We start from the raw sequence: 25,669 nt of genomic DNA on the forward strand, positions 1-25,669 counted from the left end.
GGGCGTGCGGCAGTTGCCGTCACATTTGATATGATTCCGACCTGTACAAATGTACAGTGATCGATCCCCGTGACACCTGCATCGCCGACGCCCCCGGCGTTTTACTACCTGACCAATTTCGAACGCGCGCTGGCCTGGCTCGGCGCGCGTTACGGCGACCTGTTCGACGCACACGAGCACGCGTTCGTCCGCCAGTTCGCGACACTGCCGCAGGCGTCGCGCGCGCTGCTCGTGCGGATGCTGATGCGCAACGGCTCCGACTTCCGCGCCAGCAAGCTCGTCTACGACGAAATCGGCTGCGCGCTCGACGCGGTCGCGCCACTCGTCGCACTCGGCTGGGTCGATCCGGCGCCTGCGCTGACGCTCGACGAACTGTTCGCGCTGTCGACCAAGGCCGATCTGCTGCGCATCTTTCCGGCACTCGCCGCGCATGCGGGCGAGCGCAAGCCCGAATGGCTCGAGCGGCTGCGGCCCGCGCACGACGTCGCGCAACCGCTCGACGCGTGGTGCGCGCAGGCCGGCGACCGCGTGTTGCGCGTGACGGTCGGCGCGCTGTGCGACCGGCTGCGCCTGATGTTCTTCGGCAATCTCCATCAGGACTGGAGCGAGTTCGTGCTCGCCGATCTCGGCGTGTTCCAGTACGAAAGCGTGCCGATCGCGCCGTCGTCGCGCGCGTTCCAGCAACGCGGCGACGTCGACGCGTATCTCGCGCTGCAGACCTGTCGCGACGCGCTCGACGCGTGGCCCGACGATCTGCCGTTCGACGACCTGATGCGCGCGATCGACGCGGTCGGTTGCGGCCAGCCCTGGCTCGCGACGCGTCGTGCGAAGCTGCTGTTCGCGCTCGGGCAGACGTGTGAGCGCCGGGCCGACTGGGACGGCGCGCTCGACGCGTATGCGCGCAGCGCGTGGCCCGGCAGCCGCCATCGGCGCATCCGTGTGCTCGAACGCTGCGGGCGTGACGACGAGGCGCTCGCGCTGGCGCTCGATGCGCGCTGCGGCTTCGAGAGCGACGAGGAGCGCCAGCGTGTCGAGCGGATGCTGCCGCGCCTGCAGCGCCGGCTCGGCCAGCGCGTCGAACGGGCTGCCGCGGCGGCCGACGTGCCGCGCGAGACGCTCGTGATCGCGCGCCCCGATGCGTTCGTCAGCGTCGAATTCGCGGTGCGCGACCATCTTGCGCAACCGGCTTCGCCGGTTCACTACGTCGAAAACACGCTGATCAATTCGCTGTTCGGGCTGCTGTGCTGGGAGCCCGTGTTCGCCGCGGTGCCCGGTGCGTTCTTCCACCCGTTCCAGCGCGGCCCGGCCGATCTGCACGCACCCGATTTCGTCGCGCGTCGTGCGGAAGCGTTCGCCGCGTGCTTTGCGCAGCTCGATTCGGGCGCCTATCGCGACACGATCCGCCGGCATTTCGCGACGAAGGCCGGGCTGCAATCGCCGTTCGTGTTCTGGGGCGTGCTGACGGACGCGTTGCTCGACGAGGCGCTCGCGTGCCTGCCGCCCGAGCACCTGCGGCTGTGGTTCACGCGCCTGCTCGCGGATATCCGCAGCAACCGCTCGGGGTTGCCCGATCTCGTCCGTTTCTGGCCCGGCGAGCGCCGCTACGAACTCATCGAGGTGAAAGGCCCCGGCGACCGCCTGCAGGACAACCAGACGCGCTGGCTCGCGTACTGCCTCGCGCACGGCATGCCGGTGCGCGTGATCGATGTCGAGTGGGCCGGCGAGGGCGTCGCGCACGCCGAAGCGGCGGGGCTGTCCGCATGAGCTATGTCGTCGCGGTGCGGGCGATGTGCGAGTTCACCGCGCGACGCGGCGACCTCGACCTGCGCTTCACACCTGCGCCGACCGCGCTCGAAGGCATCGCCGGCCACGGTGCGGTCACGTCGAACCGCGGCGCCCGCTACGAAACCGAGATCGCGCTGACGGGCACCTGGGGTACGCTCACCGTGCGCGGCCGCGCGGACGGCTACGACCCGGTGGCGAATCGTCTCGAGGAAATCAAGACCTATCGCGGCAGCCTCGATGCGATGCCTGACAACCACCGCGCGCTGCACTGGGCGCAGGCAAAGGTCTACGCGCACCTGATGTGCGACGCCCGCAGCCTCGCCGAAATCGACGTCGCGCTCGTCTATTTCGACATCGTGTCCGAGCGCGAGACGGTGCTGACGCAAACGCTGGGCGCGGCCGAGCTTGCGACGTTCTTTGCCGAGCAGTGCGCGTGCTTCGTCGGCTGGGCCGAGCGCGAGACGGCCCATCGGGCGGCGCGCGATGCGGCGCTGCGCGCGCTGGCGTTTCCGCACGGTCAGTTCCGCAGCGGCCAGCGCGAGCTGGCGGTGGCCGTCTATCGCGCGGCACGCGACGAGCGGTGCCTGATGGCGCAGGCGCCGACCGGCATCGGCAAGACGCTCGGCACCGTGTTTCCGCTGCTGAAGGCCTGCGGCGAGGGCGAGCTCGATCACGTGTACTTCCTGACCGCGAAGACACCCGGCCGCGCGCTCGCGCTCGAAGCGGCGACGACGCTCGGCGCCGGCACGCCGGCGCTGCCGCTGCGCGTGCTGGAACTCGTCGCGCGCGACAAGGCGTGCGAGCATCCGGACAGCGCATGCCACGGCGAATCGTGTCCGCTCGCGAAAGGCTTCTACGACCGGCTGCCGGCCGCGCGCGATGCGGCCATCGAGGCCGGGCTGCTCGACCGCGAGACCGTACGCGCAGCGGCGCTCGCGCACGACGTCTGCCCGTACTACCTGTCGCAGGAGCTCGCGCGCTGGTCCGACATGGTGATCGGCGACTACAACTACTACTACGACGGCAGCGCGATGCTGCACACGCTTGCGCAGCAGAACCAGTGGCGTGTCGGCGTGCTCGTCGACGAAGCGCACAACCTGCTCGATCGCGCGAGGAAGATGTACAGCGCGTCGCTCGATCCGTTCGCGTTCGCGGCGGCCCGCGAGATTGCGCCTGCAGCGCTGCGCAAGGCGTTCGACCGGCTAGCCCGCGCCTGGGGTTCGGTCAGCCGCGCGCAGGCCGAGCGCTATGCCGCGTATCCGGAGATCCCGGGCCCGATCGTGTCGGCCGTGCAGAACCTCGTCGCGGCAATCGGCGAACACCTGGCCGACGCGCCGCGCGCGAACGGCGATGCACTGCTGCGGTTTCATTTCGAGGCGATCCAGTTCGGCGTGCTGGCCGAGGCGTTCGACAGCGCGTCGATCTTCGACGCGACGCTGCACGGCGAACCGATGCCGCGCCAGCCGGCGCTGGACGGCGCGGCGTCGGCCGGCCGCCGGCGCCGCGTCCAGTCGACGCTGTGCGTGCGCAACGTGATTCCGGCCGGCTTTCTCGCGCCGCGCTACGAAGCCGCGTGCGCGACCGTGCTGTTCTCGGGCACGCTGAGCCCGTTTCATTTCTATCGCGACACGCTCGGGTTGCCCGGCGACACGGGCTGGCTCGACGTCGACGGGCCGTTCCGCGCCGAGCAACTCACGGTGCGCGTCGCGAGCCACGTGTCGACGCGCTGGCGCGACCGCGACCGTTCGCTCGAACCGATCGCCGATCTGATCGCCGCGCAATACGCGACGCGGCCCGGCAACTACCTCGGCTTCCTGAGCAGCTTCGACTACCTGGGGCGCGTGGTCGCGCTGATGCAGACGCGGCATCCGGACGTGCCCGTCTGGGCGCAGGCGCCCGGCATGGCGGAAAGCGAGCGCGACGCCTTTCTCGCCCGCTTCGACGCTGGCGGGCGCGGCGTCGGCTTCGCGGTGCTGGGCGGGGCATTCTCGGAAGGCGTGGACCTGGTCGGCGAGCGCCTGATCGGCGCGTTCATCGCGACGCTCGGGTTGCCGCAGGTCAACGACGTCAACGAGCAGATGCGGCGCGCGATGGAAGCACGCTTCGGCAACGGCTACGACTACATGTACCTGTACCCGGGCTTGCAGAAGGTCGTGCAGGCGGCCGGGCGCGTGATCCGCACCGAGCACGACGAAGGTGTCGTACACCTGATCGACGACCGTTACCGGCGGCGCGAAGTGCGCGACCTGCTGCCGCGGTGGTGGCGGATCGGGTGAGACGGACGAGGCGCTGCCGGCAGACTGCGGATTCCGGCAGGTGAGCGCCATCCGTCGCGTAGCGAGATCGGGCGGCCGCGGACGCGGCCTGGGTGAGTGCTGCCGCTACAGCACATTCAGCATCGCGAGCGCGGTTTCCTGCAGATGCGGCAGGACGCGCCGCACGGCCGCGTCGGTCGTCTCCGCGCCGATCGGCATGTTGGTGCTCAGCGCAGCGACCACTTCACCATGACGGTTCTTCAGCGGCACCGCGATCCCGCGCACGCCGACCTGCAATTGCTGTTCGATCGCCGCGAAACCGGCGTCGCGTGCCTGGTCGACCTGTTCGAGCAGGCGCGCCTTGTTGGTGATCGTGTGCGGCGTGAACGGCGGCAGTTCGGTGTCGTCGAGCCACGCGCGCACGGCTTCGCGATCCGGATGATGGGCGAGCAGCACGACGCCGGGCGACGTCAGCGGCGCCGGCACGCGCGCGCCGAGCACGAAGCCGGTCGTCATCACCCGCGACACGCCGTTGCGCGCGATGAACACGAGTTCCCAGTCGTCGAGCACGCTCACGTACGCCGACTCGTTCAGCGATGCGCTCAATTGCTGCAGATAGGGCTGGACCGTGCGCGGCAGGCGGGCCGAATCGAAGTACGACCAGCCGACCCGCAGCACGCGCGGCGTGAGACCGTACAGCTTGCCGTCGGTGTACACGTAGCCGAGTGATTCGAGCGTCAGCAGGTAGCGCCGCGCGGCCGTGCGCGTGAGGCCGGTGCGCGCGGCGGCCTGGGTGGGCGTCATGCGCGCATGCTGGCTGTCGAACGCCTCGAGGATCGCCAGGCCTTTTTCGAGGCCGGCAATCCAGTCGCGTCGGTCGAGTTCAGGCTTTTTCATCGTCGTGAGCAGGCGTCGGAATGCGCGGTAATCGCGCGTGAATGGGCGATTATCGCGCACTTTAAGCGGACGTACGCAAGGCGTTCGGGCTGCCGCGCGCGGACGGGAGCAAGCTGACCGAAGCGGAGTTGCGCTCGGAGCCGGGCAACCTGATGGACACGAGTGTCCAGTATCCGTCGTCTCCGCTCGACGAAAGCCTGGCGAAACGCCCAAGCAATTCCGCGCGCGGCACGACGGCCGTGATGCTCTACGGCTTCGACCACATGGGCGGCGGTGATGTCGATTGCGGGGGAGGCGAGTAAAGCAGGAGGGAGCGACCGGCGCAGGCGCCGGCCGGGTGTGGCGGGTGGTACGGCCGCTCGCAGCGCGTGCGCCGTACCGTCAGGGCTTTATTCGCTGCTCGTCCACTCGACGTTCGCGCCCACCGAGCGCAGGTTCTCGACGAAGTGCGGGTGCGCGCGGCGGATCGGCAGCGCGTTCATGATTTCCGAGCGGCCTTCGATACTCGCGGCCACCATCAGCAGCGCGATCGCGACACGGATGATGTACGGGCTCTCGACGCGCGCCGGCGTCAGTTGCAGCCCGCCGAACGTGATCAGCCGGTGCGGATCGGACAGCAGCACGTGCGCGCCGAACTTCGACAGTTCGCCGGACCAGCCGAGCGCGCCGTCGTACACCTTGTTCCAGAACATCGCGCTGCCTTCCGCACGCACGCCGAGTGCGATGAAGATCGGCAGCAAGTCGACCGGCAGGTACGGCCACGGCGCGGCTTCGACCTTGGTGAGGATGTTCTGCGTGAACGGCCGGCGCACACGCAGCGGGCCGTCGCGTTCCGCGCGCGACCAGCCGTCGCGGTGCGTGACGGTCACGCCGAACTTCGCGAACGTGCGGTCGATCAGCGGGAAATGTTCGGGCGACGAGTTGCGCACCGTGATGTCGCCGCCGGTGATCGCGCCGAGCGCGAGGAACGTCGCGATCTCGTGGAAATCCTCGGCGAAGCGGAACTCGCCGCCGCCGAGCTTGCCGCCGCCCGTCACACACAGCCGCGACGTGCCGATGCCCTCGATCGCGACGCCGATCATCGCGAGGAACTGGCTGAACTCCTGCACATGCGGCTCGGACGCGGCATTCATCAGCGTCGACGTGCCGTTGGCGGCCGTCGCGCACAGCGCGAAGTTCTCGGTGGTCGTCACCGACGCATAGTCGAGCCAGTGGTCGTTGGCCGTCAGCGGGCCGTCGGTGCGGACGATCAGCGAATCGGGCGTGCGCTCGATATGCGCGCCGAAGCGCTCGAACACCTCGACGTGCGGATCGATCTCGCGCACGCCGAGCGTGCAGCCCTTCACGTCGTTCTCGAGGCGCGCGACGCCGAAGCGCGCGAGCAGCGGCGGGATCAGCATGATCGACGAGCGCATCGCTTCCGGCAGCCGGTGGACGGCCGGATCGAATTTCGTGTTGCGATGGTGGAGTTCGAGCAGGCCCGTCGTGAAGTCGACCGACACGTCGCTGCCGAGCGTGCGGAAGATGTCGAGGATCTTGCGCACGTCGGTGATGTCCGGCACGCCGATGAGGCGCAGCGGCTGATCGGTCAACAGGGTGGCGCACAGAATCGGCAGGACGGCGTTCTTGTTCGCGGACGGCTTGATGTCCCCGCGCAGCGGAGTGCCGCCGTGGACGATGAGATTCGACATGATATGGGGGCGTATCGGTGACTGACGTAGGCCCATATGATGCCATTGGTCGGCGGGCGGCGTGGAATGTTCAGAGGGGAAAAGGGGGAATCGACGTGCGTAACTGACAGTGTTTGACGTCGTGCGCCCGAACGCGACGCAGTGGCGCCGTTGCAGGTCATCGTCGAGCCACGCGGGATGGCCGGCCGCGCATCGGGCCGGCCATCCGGTCAGGGTGTTACTGCGCCGCCCGCATCCGCGCAGCGACCACCAGCGAGATCAGGCAGCCCACCGCGAGATAACCGGCGACGAGGTGCCACGAGCCACCGGCGACGCTGACGAGGCCGACCGCGATGAACGGCGTGAACCCGCCGCCGACCACGCTCGCGAACTGGTAGCCGACGCCCGCGCCGCTGTAGCGGTACTCGGCGCCGAACAACTCGGTGAACAGCGGCTGCTGGACGCTCACGACCATGTCGTGCGCGGCGTTCGCGAGCAGGATCGAGAAGATCACGATCCACGCGACCGACCGCGCTTCCAGCGCGACGAAGAACGGCACCGCGGACGCCAGGCCGATCAGCGCGCCGATCAGGTAGATGCGGCGCAGGCCGTAGCGGTCGGCCAGCCACGCGAAGCACGGGATCGTCACGCAGCTCACCGCGCCCACCAGCAGGCCGATGTTCAGGAACAGGTCGCGCGACATGCCGAGGTTCGTCGTCGAATAGCTGAGCGCGAACGCGGTGACGATATACATCGTGAACAGTTCGGCCAGGCGCAGCGCGATGATCAGCAGGAATGCCTTCGGATGGCGCGTGAGCGCTTCCAGCACCGGCAGGCGCAGCTTGCGGTTACCGTGTTCGACTTTCTCGACGAACTCCTGCGATTCGTCCATGTTCTTGCGCACCCACAGCCCGATCAGCACGAGCACGATGCTGAACACGAACGGCAGGCGCCAGCCCCACGACTTGAACGCGGCCTCGCCGAGCGTGTGGCTCAGGATCGACACGATGCCCGTGGCCAGCACGAGGCCGACGCCGTAGCCGACCTGCACGCCGCTGCTGTAGAACGCCTTCTTCTGCTTCGGCGCGCTTTCGACGGCCATCAGCGCCGCGCCGCCCCATTCGCCGCCGACCGCGAAACCCTGGATCGCGCGCATCAGCACCAGCAGCACGGGCGCCCACCAGCCGATCGTCGAGAACGCCGGCAGCAGGCCGATCGCGACCGTCGACAGCCCCATCAGCATCACGGTCAGCACCAGCATCCGCTTGCGGCCGAGCCGGTCGCCATAGTGGCCGAACACGACGCCGCCGAGCGGCCGGAACAGGAAGCCGACGCCGAAGGTCGCGAACGCCGCGAGCGTGCCCATCGTCGGACTGACTTTCGGGAAGAACTCGGAATTGAATACGAGCGCGGCGACGATCCCGTACAGCAGGAAGTCGTACCAGTCGACGACGGCGCCGACGAAGCTGCCGATCGCGGCCTTGCGGGCCTGGCTGCGCGCGCGGGCGCCGGCTGCGGCGTCGAGGGTGTCGAAGGTTGGGGTCATGGTGATGTCTCCTGGCACGGCGCATCGTGGAATCGTGGCGGCGCCGCGTCCGATGCTGCATTGAAGTCGATGAGTGAACGGAGAATAGGGCGCGCGCCGCACGGCGGCAATTGGCCAATCGGACAGAGTGCGCGATTATCGTTCAAGTCCGTGCGATTATCGAACGCTTTTCGGGTTTGCACTAGGCGGCGTGACGATATCCCGTTTGGCCAGGGTGTGCCGCCGTGAACGAACTGGTTAAAATTGGCGGCATTGAAAACTCGCCCGTTCGGGGTAGGATGCCCGGTCGCCACGCTGGCCGCGCCTTCCGCACGCGACGGGCGCCATCCCCATCGACCGCATGCCCCCGGAGACTGGAATGCCCGGCAATTCCCACCCCCTGTCCAGCGATACGCCGCCCGTTGCCGATCCGGCTGCCAATCCGCTCGGGATGGCCGGCCTCGAGTTCGTCGAATTCGCGGCGCCCGTGCCGGAGGCGCTCGCGCAGCGCTTCGAGCAGTTCGGCTTCAAGGCGATCGCACGGCACGTCAGCAAGAACGTCACGCTCTACCGGCAAGGGCAGATGCACTTCCTGATCAACGCCGAGCCCGATTCGTTCGCCGCGCGCTACGCGGAGGAATACGGAATGGGTGTCTGCGCGATCGGGCTGCGCGTGGCCAGCGCCCGGCGCGCGTTCGAGCGGGCGATCGAGCTCGGCGCGTGGGCGTTCGAGGGCGAGAAGGTCGGCGTCGGCGAGCTGAAGATCCCGGCGATCCAGGGCATCGGCGATTCACACCTCTATTTCGTCGACCGCTGGCGCGGACGCGACGGCCAGCGCGGCGGCGTCGGCGATATTTCGATCTTCGACATCGATTTCCGGCCGATCGACATCGCAACCGCGCATACCGACCTCGACTGCGTGGGTGTCGGGCTGCAGCAGGTCGATCATTTCACGCAGACCGTCGGCGCAGGGCGCATGCAGGAGTGGCTGGATTTCTACCACGACCTGCTGCATTTTCGCGAGATCCACGAAATCGACGCGCACTGGCACGTGTCGGAGGAATCGCGCGTGATGGTATCGCCGTGCGGCGCGGTGCGGATTCCGGTCTATGAGGAAGGCACGCGGCGCACCGAGCTGATGCATGCGTACCTGCCCGACCACCCCGGCGAGGGCGTGCAGCACGTCGCGCTGGCCACCGACGACATCCTGTCCTGCGTCGATGCGCTGCGGGCGAACGGCGTCGAATTCGTCGAGCCGCCGGCCCGCTATTACGACGACGTCGGCGCACGGCTGCCGGGGCACGGCGTCGACCTCGACGCGCTGCGCCGTCGCGCGGTGCTGGTCGACGGCGAGATCGGCAGCGACGGCGTGCCGCGCCTGTTCTTCCAGACCTTCGTCAAGCGCCGGCCCGGCGAGATCTTCTTCGAAATCGTGCAGCGCAAGGGGCACCACGGGTTCGGGGAAGGGAATCTCGCGGCACTCGCCCGCGCGCGCGACGCCGGCTGAGCGGCCGCGGCGCCCGCATCAGGCGTCAGGCATCGGGCGTCGGGCATCACGCGTTACACGTCAAGCCTCACGCGCCAGCGGCCGGCACGCGGTTCGGCGCGGGGTCATTCGGCTCGCGCAGCACGCACGCGGTGCCGCCCGGCGTGTACATCGACACGACACAGCGGTTGCACGACGTGCAGCCCGACTGCGCGAGCCGGCCGTCGCGCAGCCCGTTGACGAAATCGGGCTCGAACACGAGCGCGCGTGCGAGCGCCACCGCGTCGAACCCTTCGCGCATCGCCCGCTCGACGTTCGCGCGTGAACGCACGCCGCCGAGGTAAGCGAGCGGCATCCTGACGGCCGCGCGCACCTTCCTCGAGTGCTCGAGGAAATACATCTCCCGAAACGCGCCCATCTTCGGCTCGGTGAGCTTCTGCAGCGCCATTGCCGCGCGCACGATCGCGTTGTCGGCATTCGCGCGCGCATCGCCGGGCAACGGGCGGCCGAACAACTGCCACACCGATTCGACGTTCATCCCGCCACTGAGCACGAGCAGGTGCGCGCCTTCGGCTTCGAGCCGCCGCGCGACTTCGCAAGCGTCGTCGGCCGTGCCACCGCCGCGCACGCCCTCGGTCACGCCGAGCTTGCAGACGACGGCGAGGTCGCGGCCCACCGCATCGAGCACGCGGCGCAGCACCTCGACCGGGAACGCGGCACGCCGCGCCGCGTCGCCGCCATATGCATCGCGGCGGCGGTTGTACAGCGGCGACAGGAACTGGCTGAGCAGATAGCCGTGCCCCATGTGGATCTCGACTGCATCGAAGCCGGCGTCGCGCGCATGGCGTGCGGCCTGCGCGAATTCATCGGCGATGAGCGACATCTGGTCGCGCGTCATCGCCTGCTTCAGGAAGCGGCCGCTCATCACGCCGACCTTGTTGAAGCCGCCCGACGCGCTCAATGGCCGTTTGGTCGACAACGACGGCAAGAACGTGAAGCATCCGCCGTGCGTGATCTGCGCGGATGCGGCGGCGCCGTGGCGATGGACGGCGTCGGTCAGCGCGCGGAACTGGCGGACCGTCGGCGCGTCGAGCCGCGCCTGGTGGATGAAGGTGCGGCCGTCGTCGCTGATCGCGCAGTACGCGACGGTCGTCAGCGCGGCGCCGCCTTCGGCGATGCATTCGTGAAACCGGACGAGCGCGCGCGACGGCACACCGTTCGGCGTCATGCCCTCGTTGGTGGCGGACTTGATCAGGCGGTTGCGCAGCGTCAGCGGGCCGATCTGCAGCGGGCTGAACGCGGGGGACGGTTCGGTGGGTTCCATGTCGGGGAGACGTCGGGAATGGGTTCGACGGTCATTGTGCGCAACCCGCACCGGCGCGCATCGTCCAGGTGGATGGCCCCGATCGGGCCGAATGAAGCATGAGACGGCAAGCCGGGAGTTCGGGCATCGGCGACGCGGCCGGTTTGCAGAAAGGCACCGATCGATGGCATCGTGACGAAGCGGCATGCCGCACACGACAGGAACATCCGGAGAACCGCATGAGCAGCCAGTCACAACCGAAGCAGAAACAAAAGCAGAAGCGCATGCCGAAACCCGCCGGGCGCCAGGCGATCCTGACCGAACAGCGCCGCCGGAAGATGGCGCGTTCCCCCCACGCGTACGTGCGCGGCAATACGGCGCGTTTCTACGAATGGCTCGTCGAGACCAACGGCAGCGCACTGCCGCACGGGCCGTCGATCTGGATCTGCGGCGACTGCCATACCGGCAATCTCGGCCCGGTCGCGAACAGCGAAGGGAAGGTCGACGTGCAGATCCGGGATCTCGACCAGACGGTCATCGGCAATCCCGTTCACGACCTGATCCGCCTCGGGCTTTCGCTGGCGACGGCCGCGCGCGGGTCCGCACTGGCCGGCCTGACGATCGTGCACATGATGGAGGCGATGACGGCGGGTTATGCATCGGCATTCGGCAGTCGCAACGCGAAGCTGCCCGAACGGCCCGAGCCCGTGCACCTCGTGATGAAGCAGGCCATGCGCCGCTCGTGGCGGCAACTCGCGGTCGAGCGGATCGAAGGGCTCGCGCCGACGATTCCGCTTGGCCGTCGCTTCTGGCCGCTGAGTGCGAAGGAGTCCCGTGCGATCGGCAAGCTGTTCGGCGACGAGGCGATCGCGACACTCGCGACGAGCCTCAAGGGCCGCAAGGACGGGGGCAAGGTCGACGTGCTCGACGCGGCGTACTGGGTGAAGGGCTGCAGTTCGCTGGGACGGCTGCGCTACGCGGTGCTGCTCGACATCGACGGCGACGTGAGCGACGGCGACGACCTGTGTCTGATGGACATCAAGGAGGGCGTGACGGCCGCTGCACCGCGCGACGAAACGGCCACGATGCCGCGCGACAACGCCGAGCGCGTCGTGGAAGGCGCACGGCATCTGTCGCCGGCCCTCGGCGAGCGGATGCGGGCCGCGCGCCTGCTCGACCGCGCGGTCGTGATCCGCGAACTGCTGCCGCAGGACCTGAAGCTCGACATCGATCTGCTCGCCGAGGACGATGCCCGTGACGTCGCGCGCTATCTCGGTGCGGTGGTCGGCGCGGCCCACGCGCGCCAGATGGACAAGCCGACACGCGCGGCGTGGCGCACCGAACTCGGCCGCAACCGCGCGAAGACGATCGATGCGCCGATGTGGCTGTGGAACAGCATCGTCCAGCTCGTGAGCAGCCATGAGGCAGGGTATCTGGAGCATTGCCGGCGCTTCGCCGCCGGCGCGTAGCGTATCGCCGCGGGCGACGGCCGAGACTACCCGGCCGCGCCCAGCTTGCGGGCCTGCCGTCGCATGCCATCGAAGATCGCATCCGCCACGTCCGCCGGCAACTCCGCCGGGATCTGCGCTGCAGCCCCGGCGATCGCGGGTTCCGTGCGCGCAACGACGGCTGCCATCGCGGCGTGCATGTCGTCTCCGGTCAGGCCGACGCGCCGGCCCTGCGCGATCCAGTGCCGTGGCTCGATCTCGTCGCCCTATGCGCGCCGAGCCGTGCTCAGCACCTTGAAGCGCCGCTCGATGCGGGCTCCGACGGGAGAGCACGATCGCTGCGGGACGCCGGACGGGCGGGAGGCGTTGTCAAAATACAAACCAAAGACTGTCTCCGCCAAAAACAAGCGATAGCCTGTCAGGCGTAAAGCCGCCCCCATCCCGCGTCGACACCTCACGCCGCCCGCAGCGGATTCGCCTGCACGCTCCGTGCGCTTTCCGGATCGTCGTCGCCGAGCGGAATGAACGCCATGATCTCGAGGTCGTGCCCCGACAGCGCCGGCAGCCGGAACGGACTCGACAGCACGTTCAGGCGCCGCACGCCGAGCTCGCGCAGGATCTGCGAGCCGATCCCCGTCACGCGTCCGTCGCGGCGCGCATGGCCGGTCGGCATCCGCAATGCGTCGCCACGCATGTCGCAGTCGAGCAGCACCGCCACTCCGCAGCCGGCCGCGTCGATCCGTTGCAGCGCGGCGTGCAGCGGCCACGAATGCGCGGACGGCTCCGCATCGAGCAGGTCGAGCAGCGAATGGCATTCGTGCACGCGCGTCAGCACCGGCGTCGACGGATCTGGCTCGCCGCGCACGAGCGCGAGATGCGGCGCGCCGTGCACGGTGTCGCGATACTCGATCGCGCGGAATCGGCCCCAGGGCGTATGCAACGGCCGCTCGCCGACGCGTTCGACGAGCGATTCGTGTTCGCGCCGGTAATGGATCAGGTCGGCGATCGTGCCGATCTTCAGCCCGTGATGCGCGGCGAACGCCTTCAGCTCGGGCAGCCGCGCCATCGTGCCGTCGTCGTTCATCACCTCGCAGATCACCGACGCGGGCGTGAGCCCCGCGAGCGCCGCGAGATCGCAGCCGGCCTCGGTGTGTCCCGCACGCACGAGCACGCCCCCCGGGCGCGCGGCGATCGGGAACACGTGGCCGGGCTGCACGAGGTCGTCCGGGCGGGCGCCGGCCCGCACCGCCGCACGGATCGTGTGGGCGCGATCGGCCGCCGAAATGCCGGTCGTCACGCCTTCGGCCGCCTCGATGCTGACGGTGAACGCGGTGCCGAACGGCGTGCCGTTACGATCGGCCATCGGCGGCAGCTTCAGCTGTTCGCAGCGCTCGGCGGTCAGCGTGAGGCAGATCAGCCCGCGCCCGAAGCGCGCCATGAAATTGATCGCGTCGGGCGTGACGTGATCGGCCGCGATCACGAGATCGCCTTCGTTCTCACGATCCTCTTCGTCGACGAGCAGGACCATCCGGCCCGCCCGCAGTTCGTCGACGATCTCCAGCGTGCCGGCGAGCGTCATCGTGCCTCCGTCACATCGAACGCGCGGCGCAGCGCGTCGGCGCCGAAGGTCAGCGCGCGGTCGGCGGCATCGATCGCGCCGAGCATGCTCGCGAAACCGTGAAGCTGGCCCGGCCAGCGCACGAGCGTCACCGGGGTGCCGGCCTGCGCGAGACGCAGCGCATACGCTTCGGCCTCGTCGCGCAGCGGATCGAATTCGGCGCTGATGATCGTCGCCGGCGCCACGCCGGCGACGTCCGGCGCGGCGAGCGGGCTCGCGAGCGGCGACGCGCGATCGGCGCCGTCGTCGAAATAGTGGTGCTTGAACCAGCGCATCGCGTCCGCCGTCAGGAAATAGCCGTTGCCGAGCGTTTCGTACGACGGATGCTCGGTCGCGCAATCGACGACCGGATACAGCAGCAACTGGTGCGCGATCGCGATGCCCGAGCCGCGCAACTGCAGCGCGGCGACGGCCGCGAGATTGCCGCCGGCGCTGTCGCCGGCCACGGCGATCGCCCCGGCGCGCGCGCCGAGATCGCGCGCACTGGCGGCTGCCCAGCGCACCGCGTCGCATGCGTCGTGCGCGGCCGCCGGGAAGCGCGCCTCGGGCGCAAGCCGGTAGTCGACCGACAGCACGAGCGTGCGCGCCCGGGTTGCAAGGCTGCGGCACAGGTTCGCATGCGTATCGATTCCGCACGACACGAAGCCGCCGCCGTGGAAGAACACGGTCAGCGGCAACGGCCCATCGGCGGCGGGCCGATACAGCCGTGCGGACAACTGACGGCCCGACAGCGGAATCCGCCAGTCCTCTTCGGCGGCGACGGCATCGCCCGGGGCAAACGCGCCGCCGGCGGCAAGGCTCGCGCGATACGCGGGAACGGTCAACTGCGCGAAATCGATCGCGGGTGCCTGGGCGAACGCGGCGAGCAGCGCCTGCGCCTGTGGGTCGAGCGGCATGGGGACTCCTGTCTGAATCGGATGCGTTTTGAATCAGGTAAACCCGTGTCGCGGTTTTCCCTGAGTCCGCGCCGGACGCTTGCCGGCACGGCCTGACGGCCATTCCAGCGCAGCGGGCAGGGCGCCACATCATCCGATCGGACGATGGTTCGTTCGCACGGATAGCCAATTCTCACCATTCAGTGAATCTCCCGATGACGCCGGAATTTAGACGCGTCTTAATCATGGCGGCGCGGTTGGGTCGCGCCGGAAACATGTCGTATGGAGGATGGAGCGTGCTGATGGAGACGAGATGGGCTCCGCAAGAGAGCCAGGCAACCAGTGACGAGGCCGACATCGGCGTCGCGGATTTCAGCGAACTGATGGCGCGCATCTACCAGGGGCCGCTGGAGACGCCGCCGTGGGCCGGCGCGCTCGAACTGGTCCGGCGCTGGCTGCAGGCGAACTACGTGACGCTGATCCTGCGCGCGGCCGCGAGCGACCGCCGCGCGCCGCTGTCCGTGCACGCGTCGGAATTCGGCCCGGTGGTGCCGGGCGACGGCGAGGCGTCGTACAACAACTACTACTATTCGCTCGACCCGTTCGTCGGCCTGCCGGCCGATCGCGTGGTCACGGTCGACGACGTGTTCGGCGACACCGGCTGGCTGTCGAGCGAGCTGTACAAGCAGTTCCTGAAGCCGCAGGACGTGCGCTATATCCTCGGCGCCGACCTGCGCACGGCGTCGGGCGTCGAGTGCCGCTTCCGCGTGTGCCGCAACCATGCGTCGAAGCAGTTTTCCGCGCGCGACAAGGCGATCTGCGCGCTGCTGCTGCCGCACCTGAAACGCGCGGTGGAATTGCATTCGCGGCTCGACACGGCCGAGGTCGAACGCTCGATCTATGCGAATGCGATCAACCGGATGCAGATCGGCACGATCACGCTCGACGAGAACGGCACGATCATCGACCTGAACAGCGTGGCCGACGAGATCCTCAAGCAGAACAACGGTCTGACGATTGCGCGCGGCACGATCGAGGCGACCGATGCGCAGGAGAACCGCACGCTGAAACGGCTGATCCGCCATGCGGTGATGGGGCACCACGGCACGGCCGCGGCAACCGTCGAGGCGATGCCGATCACGCGCAGCTTCGACAAGCCGCGCCTCGGGCTGCTGGTGCGCACGGTGCTGCTGTCCGACTGGTCGGAGGACAACAAGCGGCGGCCTGCCGTCACGCTGTTCCTGCGCGATCCCGACCGCAAGCCGCAGGGCGCGCAGGAGATCATCCGCAAGCTGTTCGACCTGACGCCCGCCGAGACGTCGCTCGCGCTGCTGCTGACGAACGGGCTGACGCTCGAGGAAGCCGCGGAGGAATCGGGGATCAGCAAGAACACGGCGCGCACCCATCTGCGCGCGATCTTCTCGAAGACGGGTGTCACGCGCCAGGCGACGCTCGTGCGGATTCTGCTCGGGAGTGTCGTGCCGCTCGGGTAAGCTACCATCAAGGTCGATCCATCGGAACCGGCCGCATTCGTCTGGCGATACATCGACAGGGGCGACGCGTCGCGTATAGCACGATGAGGGCGGCGACCTCATGCAAAAGAGGCTCGCACCGCGCGAGCCTCTTCGTCATTCATCGCCGATAGCGGCTAATGCAGGTCGATGCCCGCTGCGTTCACGAACCGCGCGTCGACCGATCGGCCCATGCCGACAGCGCCGGCCACTGCGCACAGCCGCGCCGGATGAAACCCACACCCGTGCGGATCACGAGTGCGCCGATCGCCAGCGCGGCCAGATCGTCGAGACGACCGAAGCCGACCCATGCCGCGCTCATCGCGAGCGCCGCCAGCAACGACGACAGCGCATCGGTCCGCACATGCCAGCCGCTCGCCTCGAGCAGCGCGGAGCCGGTCTCGCGCGCCTTGCGCAGCATCCAGTGCGACAGCCCGGCCTTGCCGGCGAGCGTGAGCGCGACGAGCGGGAGCGTCGCCGCGCCCGGCTGCACGACGGGCGGCAGCGCGAACCGGTTCGTCGCATGCCAGATCATCTGCGCGCCGGTTACCACGAGCAACGCACCAAGGCCCGCGAGCGCGAGCGGTTCGTAGGTCGGGCGCCGCGCCGGCGGCAGGCGTGCGTCGAGCCGGCACGCGACGAGAATCAACGCATCGGCCGCGAGATCGATCGCCGCGTGGGCGACGTCCGCGAGCAGCCCCGACGAATGCGCGGACCACGCCGCGACCGTCTCCACGGTGAGCAGCAGCAGGTTGATCGCGAGGCTGACGGCGAGGGCGCGGGAGGTGGCCGCATAGACGTGGGGCGTGGCGCGCGACGTGCGCTGCATGGCGAATTCGTCTGTCGATAGCGTGGATCAGAGACCCGAACGCTACCGATCGACGGTGGCAGATCCGTGACAGCGGTGCAATCGTGGGAACGGCCACGCGCAGCGGTGTTGCCGTGTGTCGGGCGCGTCGCCGTCAACGCGCCGATCTGCTCGCCGGCGCTGCCCGACCGGATCGGGCAGGGAACCGGTTGCCGGTACGCGGCTTACTTGTCGTACCAGGTGTGGATTTTCGATGCACCCTGTTGCTGCAGGTATTGCTGAAGCTCCTGCTCGTTGCGGACCGATGTGGTCTGGTTGATTTGACGGTCGGTGATGTCGAGACGGTCGCCGACCCGTTTCGCGGACACCAGGTGACCGATGCCCGAATCGCGTTGCATGCCGAGCGCGAACTGGTGACCTTCGGGGAATTGCGCGAGCCCCTTGACGAGATCGTCGGCGCTGCCCTGGCGATGCTCTACGTTGCCGTTGTTGATGTGCTTGAACGCGGCGGTCACCGTATCGGGCTGCATGCCGTGCGCGCTGATGTCTTTCACGTCCTGCTCCGACAGCCCGAGCTTCTGCACCACGGTGGGTTCGGACCAGCCGGTGAGGGACGCGATGGTGTGCAGGCCGCAATCGTTCTGCGTGCCGGCGTGAAACGGCGTCGTGCCGTTGTCCGCGCCCATCGTGGCACTCGTTGCACCTGCGCCGCGCTTCGGGCGCGCCATCGACGACAAGTCGGATAGCTTTCCCAACGATGCCGCAGGCGCCCGCGGCTTTCCTGCGGAAGGCTCGATCGGGCTGTCCTGCGTGTGTTCGGAAACGGCACCGCTGCGGGCAGACGAAATTTTCATGGTGGAAGTGCTCCAGGGAGAATCGGGAGGACGCCGGCGGCCCCGGTCAGGCAACGGTGTAACGGTGTTCCGGGGAAGATGCGACGGTCGCCGGACAGGTCGAACCGAGTGTAGTGGATGCGTCATGCCTGAAACCGTGACGCATTCGGATCCCCGAACGTCTTTTCGCATTCGCCGCGCAACGCCGCTGTCGGCATCCGTGCGCGGACGAGCCTGAACGGCCTTCGCGAAAGTGGCGCTCGCTTCGTATCGCTGCCGGATCCGCGCCCGCACTATGCCAACGTAGCGCGCAATACGATCCTGCCGCGAGATCCCCATGTTCCGAAAGATCAGCAATGCCGTGCTCGAGCGGCGGCAGCCCGACCCCTCGACGACGTCCGGCGAACGCAAACCGCCGGAAACCGGCAAGCAGAAGGCTTCTCCGGTCGCGACGCCGCCACCGCAGCTTGCCGGGCTGGATACGCGCTCGCCCCGGAAGTCGGCGGAGACGCCGCGGGAATCGCCGTCCGACTGGGGCGCGGAAACGCTGAGGGCGCTGGATGGCGTCGCGCGGCCCGGCGCGCTGCCGGGCAGCGAGCGCGCGACGGGCTTCACCGTCAGGAAATCGCCGTCGCTACGCTCGAACACGTCGCTCGCTTCGCTGAAATCGAAAAGCCGGCCCGCATCGATCACGGACAAGACGAGCGAGGTCGAACCGTCCGAGCCCCGGCATGTGCCGGCCGTCGTCGCGGCCACACTGCACGAGACGGAGACCGGGACGACACCGGTCGCGAAGGCCGCCAAGACGCCCGAGACCGCGGATCCGCCCGCAACGGGCGACCATGTGGCGCGTCTCGGTCGCGTATTCGACACGTATTTCGGCGAAGCCGCCGGCGTCGACACGCCGGCCGTCACGCCGCCGTCCGTCAAACCGCCTTCCGGCAAGGACAAGCACACGCCGGTGGTCGCCGATGTGCCGCAGGCAGCGCGCAACGCACAGCTCGACGCGACTCGCGCGTCCAACGAGCGCTTCGAGCGGTCGCTGGCCGGTCAGGACATGCAGCCGATCCGCAACAGCGGCCGCGACAACAACTGCTCGATTTACGCGCTCGTGCAGTGCGCGAGGCCGGACCTCGACGGTCCGGCGCTGGACCAGGCGGTGAGCGAGATCCGCGCCGGCTTCGACGCGCAGCACCCGGACGAGAGGGGCAGGATGCTGCTGCTGGACACCAACGAAGGCGGACACGGCGCGGCACTCGTCTCGCTGGTGAACGAGAAGTTCGGGGTCGACATGCAGGTCGGTGTCGTGCAGGCGGGGGTCGACGACACGCATCCGGTCACGACGCTCGGCCAGTTTCACGGCAGCCAGCATCGCGCGGGACAGGTGCCGACGCACCGTGTCGTCGTCTGGGACCAGCACGGGCACTTCGAGGCGATTACCAGCACACCGGGCAAGGCAGCCGGCAGCGGGATCGACGCGACGAAACCGAAGCCGGCGTCGCCGACCCCGACCGTCACGACCCCGCCGCCGGCCGACCTGGCCACGGGCAAGCGCGCCGACGACCCACCCAAAAAGACGGACGCAACGACGAACACCGGGAAGAAGGAAGCCGCGCCGCGCCCGCATGGCGAAGCACTGGGCCAGCTCGTGCCGAACGCCTCCGTCGGCGCGAAGGCGCTGCGCAGATTCGGGCGATGGATCAAGGTCGACAACGAGAACGCGCTTCCCCAACTGCTGAACAGGACGAAACCGGAAGGCGGGATCGTGCAGGGGCTGACGAAGGCGCATCTGACCGCCTCGCCGGCGTCCGCGCTGGCCCTGGCGCACGAAGGCGTGAATACGGTCTACGCGGCGCAGGAACTGGGCTCGTCCGCGCTGCGCAAGAGCCGCTACCAGAAGCAACTGGGGAACTGGCCGGCTTCCGCCGACGAGCCGAAGGTCGCGACGGGCGGCCACGAGGTGCCGTTGTCGGAAGTCGCGGGAAAGACCGACTTCCAGTCCCGCTACGATCTCAAGGTGGCGATCCTGAATCAGCCCGAAGGCCCCCAGCGGGAGAAGATGCTCGACGTGCTGACCGGGCGCTACATCGCCGAGGTCCAGGGCAAGAACCGCGTGGTCCGGTCAGCGATCAAGACGACCATGTCGGCCGTGGGGATCGGGGCCGGCGTCGGTCTCGCGGTCGGCACGCATGGCGCCGCGCCGGCGGCGATCGCAGGCGGCGCGATCCTGTCGGGGCGCGACCTGCTCGACAACCGCAAGGCCGCCCACTCGCTCAAGCAGCACTACCGCGACAAGAAGATGGCCGCCATCGCCGATGGCGCGATGCGCAACCGGCTGGAGAAACGGTTCGACGGCGAGCCGGGCGCGACGGAAAAGGGCGATTGGGACGGCATTCGCAACACCGTCAACCAGCAGCGCATCGGGCGCTTCCTGCCGCTCAAGTTCGACCTGTTCGACGAGAACAAGTCGACCGACAACAAGAAGCAGGAAGTCGACCTCGTGAAGAAGCATGCGGCCGCGCGCGTGGTCGGCATGCTGGAGGAAAGCCACGGCCGCCAGTCGCTGGCGCCCGCCTATCTGCAGGCGAGCGGCGGCGTGCGACACAAGGATTTGAAGGCGTTCTATCGCAAGGCGGTCGACGACGACCGGCGCGCCGACGGCGGCAGCGACATCGCATCGGCATTGCAACTGATGCGCGATCTCGGGATGTCGAAGATGGAGGCGATCGCCCACCTGAGGACCGCGGCCGGCGGTGTCGCGCAGAAGCCGCTCGACGAGGATCAGGCCAAGCAGATGAAGGACGATCCCGATCCGATCGTCAGGCTGATGGCGCAGTCGCCAACCGACCGTCTCGAATCGGCACTCGGTTCAGCGATGGGGCGGCGCTAGGGTCGCGGTAATCGCCGGCGATCGGCGAAGAAGCCGGTAATTGCAGAGGAGGCGGTCAATTTTTCATGATCGCGATTTTGAGTCAGGTAATTATGACGCGTTGCAATCGATATTTCGCTTCGTATTTATGCGCGTCGATACGTGCCGGTTCCCGTGTCGTGTCATCCACTCACCTATATTGACCGCACGAAATGCAAGCCGGGTAAATACTTCCAATCAAAGACAGGAGTGTCCGATATGGCCGCGAATATCACGATTACCGTCAGTCCGTCGACGACCACGCCGACCGACTTCGGCAATTCAGGCGCCAATGGTGCATCGTCGGCGAACCAGCCGGTGAACCTCACGCTGGACGCCGGTTCGCTGGCCGCGCTCCTGAAGCCGCCGGCCGGCGGTAACGGTGGCGTGAACGGCCTCGGTGGCGCGGGCCAGGGGCTGCACAACGTCAAGCTGAGCTCGGACAAGGGTACCGTGCAGGTGCAGATGGACAGCCAGGGCAACCTCTACGACAAGAGCGGCAAGAGCATCGGCAAGCAGAACCCGGACGGCTCGTTCACCTTCGACAGCGGCAAGAGCCCCGAGGCCGAAATCCTGAATACCGGCTCGGCGAACGGCAAGCACCAGCCGCAAGGCCGTGAAACGATGGACGCATCCGACGTCAGCGTGTCGGCGGGCGATCTCCGCGGCCCGAACGGCAACGGAAACGGCAGCCCGGACGCCGGTTCGACGATCCCGGTGAACTACCCGCAAAACAACGGCGGCAACAGCGTGCCCGGTGGCGGCCAGAACGCCAACTTCGGCACGGGGAATGCGCCGACCGGCGGCCAGACCATCACGATCACGCTCGGGGACGGCTCGTCGCCGAACGGCAGCGTGCCGCAATCGGGCAACTCGCCGTATGCGAACGGCGGGCTACCGGTCGGCCTGAGCGGCTCCGGACAGGCCGGCCAGGGGCTGCACAACGTGAAGCTGAGCACCGACAAGGGCACGGTGCAGGTGCAGATGGACGATCAGGGCAATATCTACGACAAGAGCGGCAAGAGCATCGGCAAGCAGAACGCGGACGGCTCGGTCACGTTCGACAGCGGCAAGAGCACCGCAGCCGAGATCCTGAACACCGGCTCGACGAACGGGAAGCATCAGCCGCAGGGCCGCGAAACGATCGACGCGTCCGATGTCAGCGTGTCGGCGGGCGACCTGCGCGGCAGCCAGGGCGAAGCGCAGGATGCGGCGACCGGCAAGGAAGTCGAAAAACTCAGCCAGTTGGGGCTGGGACCAGTGGATCCGCAGGGGCAGACGGTCACCGTCTGACGCAGCGGGCACGGCCGGGCCGGCAGCGGCAATCCGCCGTCGGCCCGGATACGACGGACAACGCGGCAGGCGCGACGCGCCTCGCCGCATGGCACTCGCAATTGGCATGAGACGGCTCATTCTGGATCGAAGCGAGGACGTGATGCAGTTCGTGGCGTCCTTGACGGGGGAAGCGCGTTACCCCAACTACGACGACGCGATCGGCCTCGAGAAAGATGGCCGACTCGTGGCCGGCGTCGTGTATCAGGCCTACAACGGCCCCAACGTGGCGATGCATTTCGCGGTGGCCGGCTCGCCGCACGTCATCACGCCCGGATTCGTCTGCGCGGCGTTCCGCTTCCCGTTCATCCTGTTGCGCTGCAACCGGATCAGCGGCTACGTCCGCGCCGACAACCCGGCCGCGCAGCGGCTCGACGAAAATCTCGGCTTCCGGCGCGAAGGGGTGATTCGCGAGGGGGCGTCCGACCGGACCGACTTCATCCTCTACGGCATGCTGAAACACGAGTGCCGGTTCCTCGAGGGCCGCTACCTGGCGGCGATGAACCGCGACCTCGCACAACCGGAAGCGGTCGTGCCTTGAAACGGGTGAACCGATACCATCAATCGACGCGCGATGAATGGAAGGCGCACTTCATGAAAAATCGGCATAAATCGACACAATAGAATCATTGCGGATTTAATCGAATCGACATAAAAGATTGTCGCCAGCGCAATCGGTCGATATTAATTTGTTTACACATCAAGATAAACAAATCAAGGTGAAATCAGCAAGAGAAGCCTCATTGACAATTCGTTACAGATAAGCGCAATACGAAAGTTTGCCGGATGCAGCATAATCTCATCGCATTGCGGTTTTCTTGGGGTCCGCATAACAATTTGCGCGACACGATCAACTCATTTTTCATTGATTTGTTTACCGATTAAGCTAAACGAATTCAAGCGAATTCAATGATGGGAATGGCATTGAAAATCAATACCAATGTTCCCCGCGTGGCTATTTTTCAGGTGACACCATTCGCGTATAGCTGCGGCGTATTCCGCTGATTTCGCCTGACATTCTCCCTTTATCGATCCGGCTCCCTTGCCCGGGGTCGTATGTAGCATTCATCGCATCCGCCTTCGACGACGCAGCCCGTCGCCGTCGCCGGAGCATCCAGTTGCCGCAGTCGGAACCATGACATCGCTCCTCGCATGAAGCCGCCCGCCGGCCGGCATGGACGACGCCTTTCCTGCCTGCTCATACAGGGAACGAGCTGATAATGAATCTTGCGGTTTTCTCCAAAGACATGACGCGGCGCGATGCAATCTGCAGCCATCTCGCCGCGAACGGCATCGCCGTCGACCGGTTCGACGACGAAACGACCTTCGCCCGCGCGCTCACGCGTCGCGAGTTCGATGCGATCCTGATCAGCATGGAGCGGGGCATCGATCCGCAGCATCCCGTGCTCGTCCATCGCGCGTGCCACGGCGTCCAGCGCGCGCCGCTGATCCTGATCTGCTCGCCGGTCGACAGCATGGACGCCGTCGACCTTCTTGACTACGAGACGGACGAGATCGTGCTCGCGCCGATCAGCCTGCCGGAACTGTTGCTGCGTCTGCGCCTGACCAGCCGCCGGCTCCAGTGCACGCGCAGCAGCGTGGACCGCGAACGCTTGACGTGCGGCCCGTACCGGCTGGATCGCCACGCGTCGGCGGTCAGCGTGGCCGGCGACGTGATCCGGCTCACGTCGCGCGAGTTCGCGATCGCATGGATGCTGTTCTCGCAGTTCGACAAGTACGTCGCCCGCGGCGAGATCGCACGGACGGTGTGGGGCAGCCCGGAGGACGTCGTCAGCCGCTCGCTCGAACAGCACATCTACAAGCTGCGCAAGAAGCTCAGCCTGAACGGCGAGCACGGCGTCTACCTGCGCACGATGTATGCCGTCGGCTACCGCATCTTCATCCAGACGAGCGAACACCGCGTCGCGCCGGTACGGCAACGCACGACGATGCCGGTGCCGGCGTATGCCGACGACATCGATGCGCCGGTCGCGCGGCACGCGGCCGGCGGGCGCTGACGCATGACACGGGCAAGCGCGACGATCGATCGAGCCGGGGCACGTTGCCTGCCGTGGCTTCGCCGGATGGAAGCGCGCGCCATCCCGTTCGCCCCGGTTCGCTCCCATGTCTTCGCACATTCCCTCACACCGCACGGCAACTGAGGCCGCCCGGACCGACGACGCGCGCGGGCCCGACGGCGCGACGCCGGATGCGGCGCGCGATGCGGTGCATCTCGACGGCGATGTCGTGCTGAGCCTGCTCGCGGTGATCGGCGGCGGGGGCGCGGAACTGAAGGACGCGGCCGGTGGCGGGCAGGGCCAGGGGCGGCCCGCGGACACGGCGCCCGCGCCGGCACGTGACGGCGTACCGTGGCCGCGCACGGGGCCCGGTGCGCTTGGTGTGCCCGGCATACGCGGGGGCGCGACAGGGCCGGTGGCGTCCGGCACGGGCCCTGCACTCACTGGAAGCGCGCAGGCAGGTGGCAACGCGGTATCGGGCATCGTGCCCGACGAAGGCGGCGACACGGCCCAGCGGCAGGAACCTGATCTGGCCGCGCCCGAAGGCGCGCTGCCACTTCCGTCGGCACCGGAGGGCGACCTGTCTCCTCGGTCCGGTGCAGGTAACGCCCGGGCATCCGCGGCCGATACGCAGCCGGCGCTGCACACCGCAGGTCGGGACGACGTCGGGCCGCACGCCGACGGCGCGGCCGGCGAAACGGCGCGGGTGCTGGCCGGAACGCCGGTTTTTGCCGGACCGGCAGGGCCACTCGCAGCGCCACCGCGTGCCGGTGCCGGCGCCGTCGCGCAAAACGAGCCGTTCACTCCAGCACGCGGTCATGCACTGCCAGATACCGAACCGCGAGCGTCGACGCTGCCCGTCACCACCACCGCCACGACGCAGAGGCTTACGGCGCGACGCGGCGTAGCAGCACCGACTGCCCGCTCCGCCCCCGACGTCATCGCCGATGCAGCCGGCACGGCCGGCCGCTACGCGAGCGCGACCATGCGCCGCGCAGGCATGCTCGCGGCCGCCACGGGACGTTCGCTGGCCGCGCATGGCGCGGCGCTGCCGGGCGTGCGCGCACTGGAGGCCAACCTCGTCGAACGCGGGTGGCTCGCCCGTCGTACGCGGTCGTCCGTGCCATCGGACGAAGCCGGCATCGGTACCGGTGCCGGCACGGATGCGGGCGATCCGTCGTCCGTCGCGTCGGGCAACGAAGCCGCCGGCGTGGTGAACGTCGTGCGGTTCGTGGTGCAGGCACGCGAATGGCTGGACGAGCGACGCCCGCGCACGCCGGCGGGCGGCTGCCCGCATCGTCGCAGCCTGCGTTGCCGCTGGCACTGCCGCGCGGGATGCACACGGCGCGGCTCATGAGCGTGCACCGCCTCGTTCCTTTTCAACCGACCAACCGACG

19 protein-coding genes and 1 pseudogene are annotated in these 25,669 nt (G+C 68.1%); 11 read left to right on the forward strand and 9 right to left on the reverse strand.

Annotation, left to right across the window (positions count from 1 at the left end):
- Nucleotides 1-69: 69 nt before the first annotated feature.
- Nucleotides 70-1,764, forward strand: coding sequence for a VRR-NUC domain-containing protein (locus tag CFB41_RS24360; protein WP_089458182.1), 1,695 nt, complete (start codon nt 70-72; stop codon nt 1,762-1,764).
- Nucleotides 1,761-4,061 carry an ATP-dependent DNA helicase gene (locus tag CFB41_RS24365; RefSeq protein WP_089458183.1) on the forward strand — a complete coding sequence of 767 codons (2,301 nt, stop codon included), beginning with the start codon at nt 1,761-1,763 and terminating at the stop codon, nt 4,059-4,061. Before CFB41_RS24360 ends, CFB41_RS24365 begins: the two co-directional genes overlap by 4 nt.
- 105 nt (nt 4,062-4,166) lie before the next feature.
- Here CFB41_RS24365 and CFB41_RS24370 read toward each other — a convergent pair whose 3' ends face one another.
- The gene (locus CFB41_RS24370; RefSeq protein WP_089458184.1) at nt 4,167-4,937 is read right to left on the reverse strand and encodes an IclR family transcriptional regulator C-terminal domain-containing protein; all 771 of its coding nucleotides are present in this window, start codon (nt 4,935-4,937) and stop codon (nt 4,167-4,169) included.
- A gap of 152 nt (nt 4,938-5,089) precedes the next feature.
- Here CFB41_RS24370 and CFB41_RS38735 point away from each other — a divergent pair, with 152 nt between their 5' ends.
- On the forward strand, nt 5,090-5,239 hold the full coding sequence (locus CFB41_RS38735; protein ID WP_256941154.1) for a hypothetical protein: 150 nt from the start codon (nt 5,090-5,092) through the stop codon (nt 5,237-5,239).
- Between the two features lie 87 nt (nt 5,240-5,326).
- Here the strand turns inward: CFB41_RS38735 and CFB41_RS24380 are convergent, their stop codons facing one another.
- Both CFB41_RS24380 and shiA read right to left on the reverse strand, forming a co-directional pair.
- Nucleotides 5,327-6,628, reverse strand: a complete 1,302-nt coding sequence (locus CFB41_RS24380; protein WP_089458185.1) for a UDP-N-acetylglucosamine 1-carboxyvinyltransferase — start codon at nt 6,626-6,628, stop codon at nt 5,327-5,329.
- Between the two features lie 217 nt (nt 6,629-6,845).
- Nucleotides 6,846-8,153, reverse strand: coding sequence for a shikimate transporter (shiA, locus tag CFB41_RS24385; protein ID WP_089442492.1), 1,308 nt, complete (start codon nt 8,151-8,153; stop codon nt 6,846-6,848).
- A 358-nt stretch (nt 8,154-8,511) separates the two neighbouring features.
- Here shiA and CFB41_RS24395 point away from each other — a divergent pair, with 358 nt between their 5' ends.
- Nucleotides 8,512-9,639: a 4-hydroxyphenylpyruvate dioxygenase family protein gene (locus CFB41_RS24395; protein WP_089458186.1), complete on the forward strand. Its 1,128-nt coding sequence runs from the start codon at nt 8,512-8,514 to the stop codon at nt 9,637-9,639.
- 67 nt (nt 9,640-9,706) lie between these two features.
- Here CFB41_RS24395 and CFB41_RS24400 read toward each other — a convergent pair whose 3' ends face one another.
- Entirely contained in the window at nt 9,707-10,942 is a 1,236-nt protein-coding gene (locus tag CFB41_RS24400) for an NADH:flavin oxidoreductase (RefSeq protein WP_089458187.1), read from the reverse strand.
- A 218-nt stretch (nt 10,943-11,160) separates the two neighbouring features.
- Between CFB41_RS24400 and CFB41_RS24405 the strand changes: the two genes are divergently transcribed.
- Nucleotides 11,161-12,390, forward strand: a complete 1,230-nt coding sequence (locus CFB41_RS24405; protein ID WP_089458979.1) for a DUF2252 family protein — start codon at nt 11,161-11,163, stop codon at nt 12,388-12,390.
- Nucleotides 12,391-12,416: 26 nt separating this feature from the next.
- Here the strand turns inward: CFB41_RS24405 and CFB41_RS24410 are convergent.
- From CFB41_RS24410 to CFB41_RS24420, 3 genes and pseudogenes are all read right to left on the reverse strand, one after another.
- Nucleotides 12,417-12,629 (reverse strand): annotated as a pseudogene (locus CFB41_RS24410) (type II toxin-antitoxin system HipA family toxin); the annotation flags it as partial.
- Between the two features lie 194 nt (nt 12,630-12,823).
- Complete coding sequence (ribBA, locus tag CFB41_RS24415; RefSeq protein WP_089458188.1) at nt 12,824-13,948, reverse strand: bifunctional 3,4-dihydroxy-2-butanone-4-phosphate synthase/GTP cyclohydrolase II; 1,125 nt, start codon at nt 13,946-13,948, stop codon at nt 12,824-12,826.
- Complete coding sequence (locus tag CFB41_RS24420) at nt 13,945-14,883, reverse strand: alpha/beta hydrolase (protein ID WP_089458189.1); 939 nt, start codon at nt 14,881-14,883, stop codon at nt 13,945-13,947. Before CFB41_RS24420 ends, ribBA begins: the two co-directional genes overlap by 4 nt.
- 281 nt (nt 14,884-15,164) lie before the next feature.
- On the opposite strand from CFB41_RS24420, the gene CFB41_RS24425 reads away from it, so the two are divergent.
- Complete coding sequence (locus CFB41_RS24425; RefSeq protein ID WP_069251570.1) at nt 15,165-16,355, forward strand: LuxR family transcriptional regulator; 1,191 nt, start codon at nt 15,165-15,167, stop codon at nt 16,353-16,355.
- A gap of 181 nt (nt 16,356-16,536) precedes the next feature.
- Here CFB41_RS24425 and CFB41_RS24430 read toward each other — a convergent pair whose 3' ends face one another.
- Both CFB41_RS24430 and CFB41_RS38270 read right to left on the reverse strand, forming a co-directional pair.
- Nucleotides 16,537-17,202: a cation diffusion facilitator family transporter gene (locus CFB41_RS24430; protein WP_089458190.1), complete on the reverse strand. Its 666-nt coding sequence runs from the start codon at nt 17,200-17,202 to the stop codon at nt 16,537-16,539.
- Between the two features lie 203 nt (nt 17,203-17,405).
- A complete protein-coding gene (locus tag CFB41_RS38270) occupies nt 17,406-18,713 on the reverse strand; it encodes a hypothetical protein (RefSeq protein WP_179250147.1) in 1,308 nt (435 codons plus the stop codon).
- A gap of 34 nt (nt 18,714-18,747) precedes the next feature.
- Here CFB41_RS38270 and CFB41_RS24440 point away from each other — a divergent pair, with 34 nt between their 5' ends.
- The 5 genes from CFB41_RS24440 to CFB41_RS24460 all read left to right on the forward strand — a co-directional run bounded on the left by CFB41_RS24440 (nt 18,748) and on the right by CFB41_RS24460 (nt 25,629).
- On the forward strand, nt 18,748-20,904 hold the full coding sequence (locus CFB41_RS24440; RefSeq protein ID WP_179250149.1) for a hypothetical protein: 2,157 nt from the start codon (nt 18,748-18,750) through the stop codon (nt 20,902-20,904).
- Nucleotides 20,905-21,141: 237 nt separating this feature from the next.
- Entirely contained in the window at nt 21,142-22,215 is a 1,074-nt protein-coding gene (locus CFB41_RS24445; RefSeq protein ID WP_089458193.1) for a hypothetical protein, read from the forward strand.
- Between the two features lie 106 nt (nt 22,216-22,321).
- Complete coding sequence (locus CFB41_RS24450) at nt 22,322-22,795, forward strand: GNAT family N-acetyltransferase (protein WP_089458194.1); 474 nt, start codon at nt 22,322-22,324, stop codon at nt 22,793-22,795.
- Nucleotides 22,796-23,474: 679 nt separating this feature from the next.
- Nucleotides 23,475-24,272, forward strand: a complete 798-nt coding sequence (locus tag CFB41_RS24455; protein ID WP_089458195.1) for a response regulator transcription factor — start codon at nt 23,475-23,477, stop codon at nt 24,270-24,272.
- A gap of 106 nt (nt 24,273-24,378) precedes the next feature.
- Nucleotides 24,379-25,629 carry a hypothetical protein gene (locus CFB41_RS24460; protein WP_089458196.1) on the forward strand — a complete coding sequence of 417 codons (1,251 nt, stop codon included), beginning with the start codon at nt 24,379-24,381 and terminating at the stop codon, nt 25,627-25,629.
- Nucleotides 25,630-25,669: the final 40 nt, after the last annotated feature.

Source organism: Burkholderia sp. AU33803, from assembly GCF_002223095.1.
GTDB lineage: Bacteria > Pseudomonadota > Gammaproteobacteria > Burkholderiales > Burkholderiaceae > Burkholderia.

Coding starts and splice junctions, on each gene's coding strand:
- CFB41_RS24365 (WP_089458183.1), top strand. CDS start 1,761: ATGAGCTATGTCGTCGCGGTGCGGGCGATGTGCGAGTTCACCGCGCGA.
- CFB41_RS24370 (WP_089458184.1), bottom strand. CDS start 4,937: ATGAAAAAGCCTGAACTCGACCGACGCGACTGGATTGCCGGCCTCGAA.
- CFB41_RS38735 (WP_256941154.1), top strand. CDS start 5,090: ATGGACACGAGTGTCCAGTATCCGTCGTCTCCGCTCGACGAAAGCCTG.
- CFB41_RS24380 (WP_089458185.1), bottom strand. CDS start 6,628: ATGTCGAATCTCATCGTCCACGGCGGCACTCCGCTGCGCGGGGACATC.
- shiA (WP_089442492.1), bottom strand. CDS start 8,153: ATGACCCCAACCTTCGACACCCTCGACGCCGCAGCCGGCGCCCGCGCG.
- CFB41_RS24395 (WP_089458186.1), top strand. CDS start 8,512: ATGCCCGGCAATTCCCACCCCCTGTCCAGCGATACGCCGCCCGTTGCC.
- CFB41_RS24400 (WP_089458187.1), bottom strand. CDS start 10,942: ATGGAACCCACCGAACCGTCCCCCGCGTTCAGCCCGCTGCAGATCGGC.
- CFB41_RS24405 (WP_089458979.1), top strand. CDS start 11,161: ATGAGCAGCCAGTCACAACCGAAGCAGAAACAAAAGCAGAAGCGCATG.
- ribBA (WP_089458188.1), bottom strand. CDS start 13,948: ATGACGCTCGCCGGCACGCTGGAGATCGTCGACGAACTGCGGGCGGGC.
- CFB41_RS24420 (WP_089458189.1), bottom strand. CDS start 14,883: ATGCCGCTCGACCCACAGGCGCAGGCGCTGCTCGCCGCGTTCGCCCAG.
- CFB41_RS24425 (WP_069251570.1), top strand. CDS start 15,165: ATGGAGACGAGATGGGCTCCGCAAGAGAGCCAGGCAACCAGTGACGAG.
- CFB41_RS24430 (WP_089458190.1), bottom strand. CDS start 17,202: ATGCAGCGCACGTCGCGCGCCACGCCCCACGTCTATGCGGCCACCTCC.
- CFB41_RS24445 (WP_089458193.1), top strand. CDS start 21,142: ATGGCCGCGAATATCACGATTACCGTCAGTCCGTCGACGACCACGCCG.
- CFB41_RS24450 (WP_089458194.1), top strand. CDS start 22,322: ATGAGACGGCTCATTCTGGATCGAAGCGAGGACGTGATGCAGTTCGTG.
- CFB41_RS24455 (WP_089458195.1), top strand. CDS start 23,475: ATGAATCTTGCGGTTTTCTCCAAAGACATGACGCGGCGCGATGCAATC.
- CFB41_RS24460 (WP_089458196.1), top strand. CDS start 24,379: ATGTCTTCGCACATTCCCTCACACCGCACGGCAACTGAGGCCGCCCGG.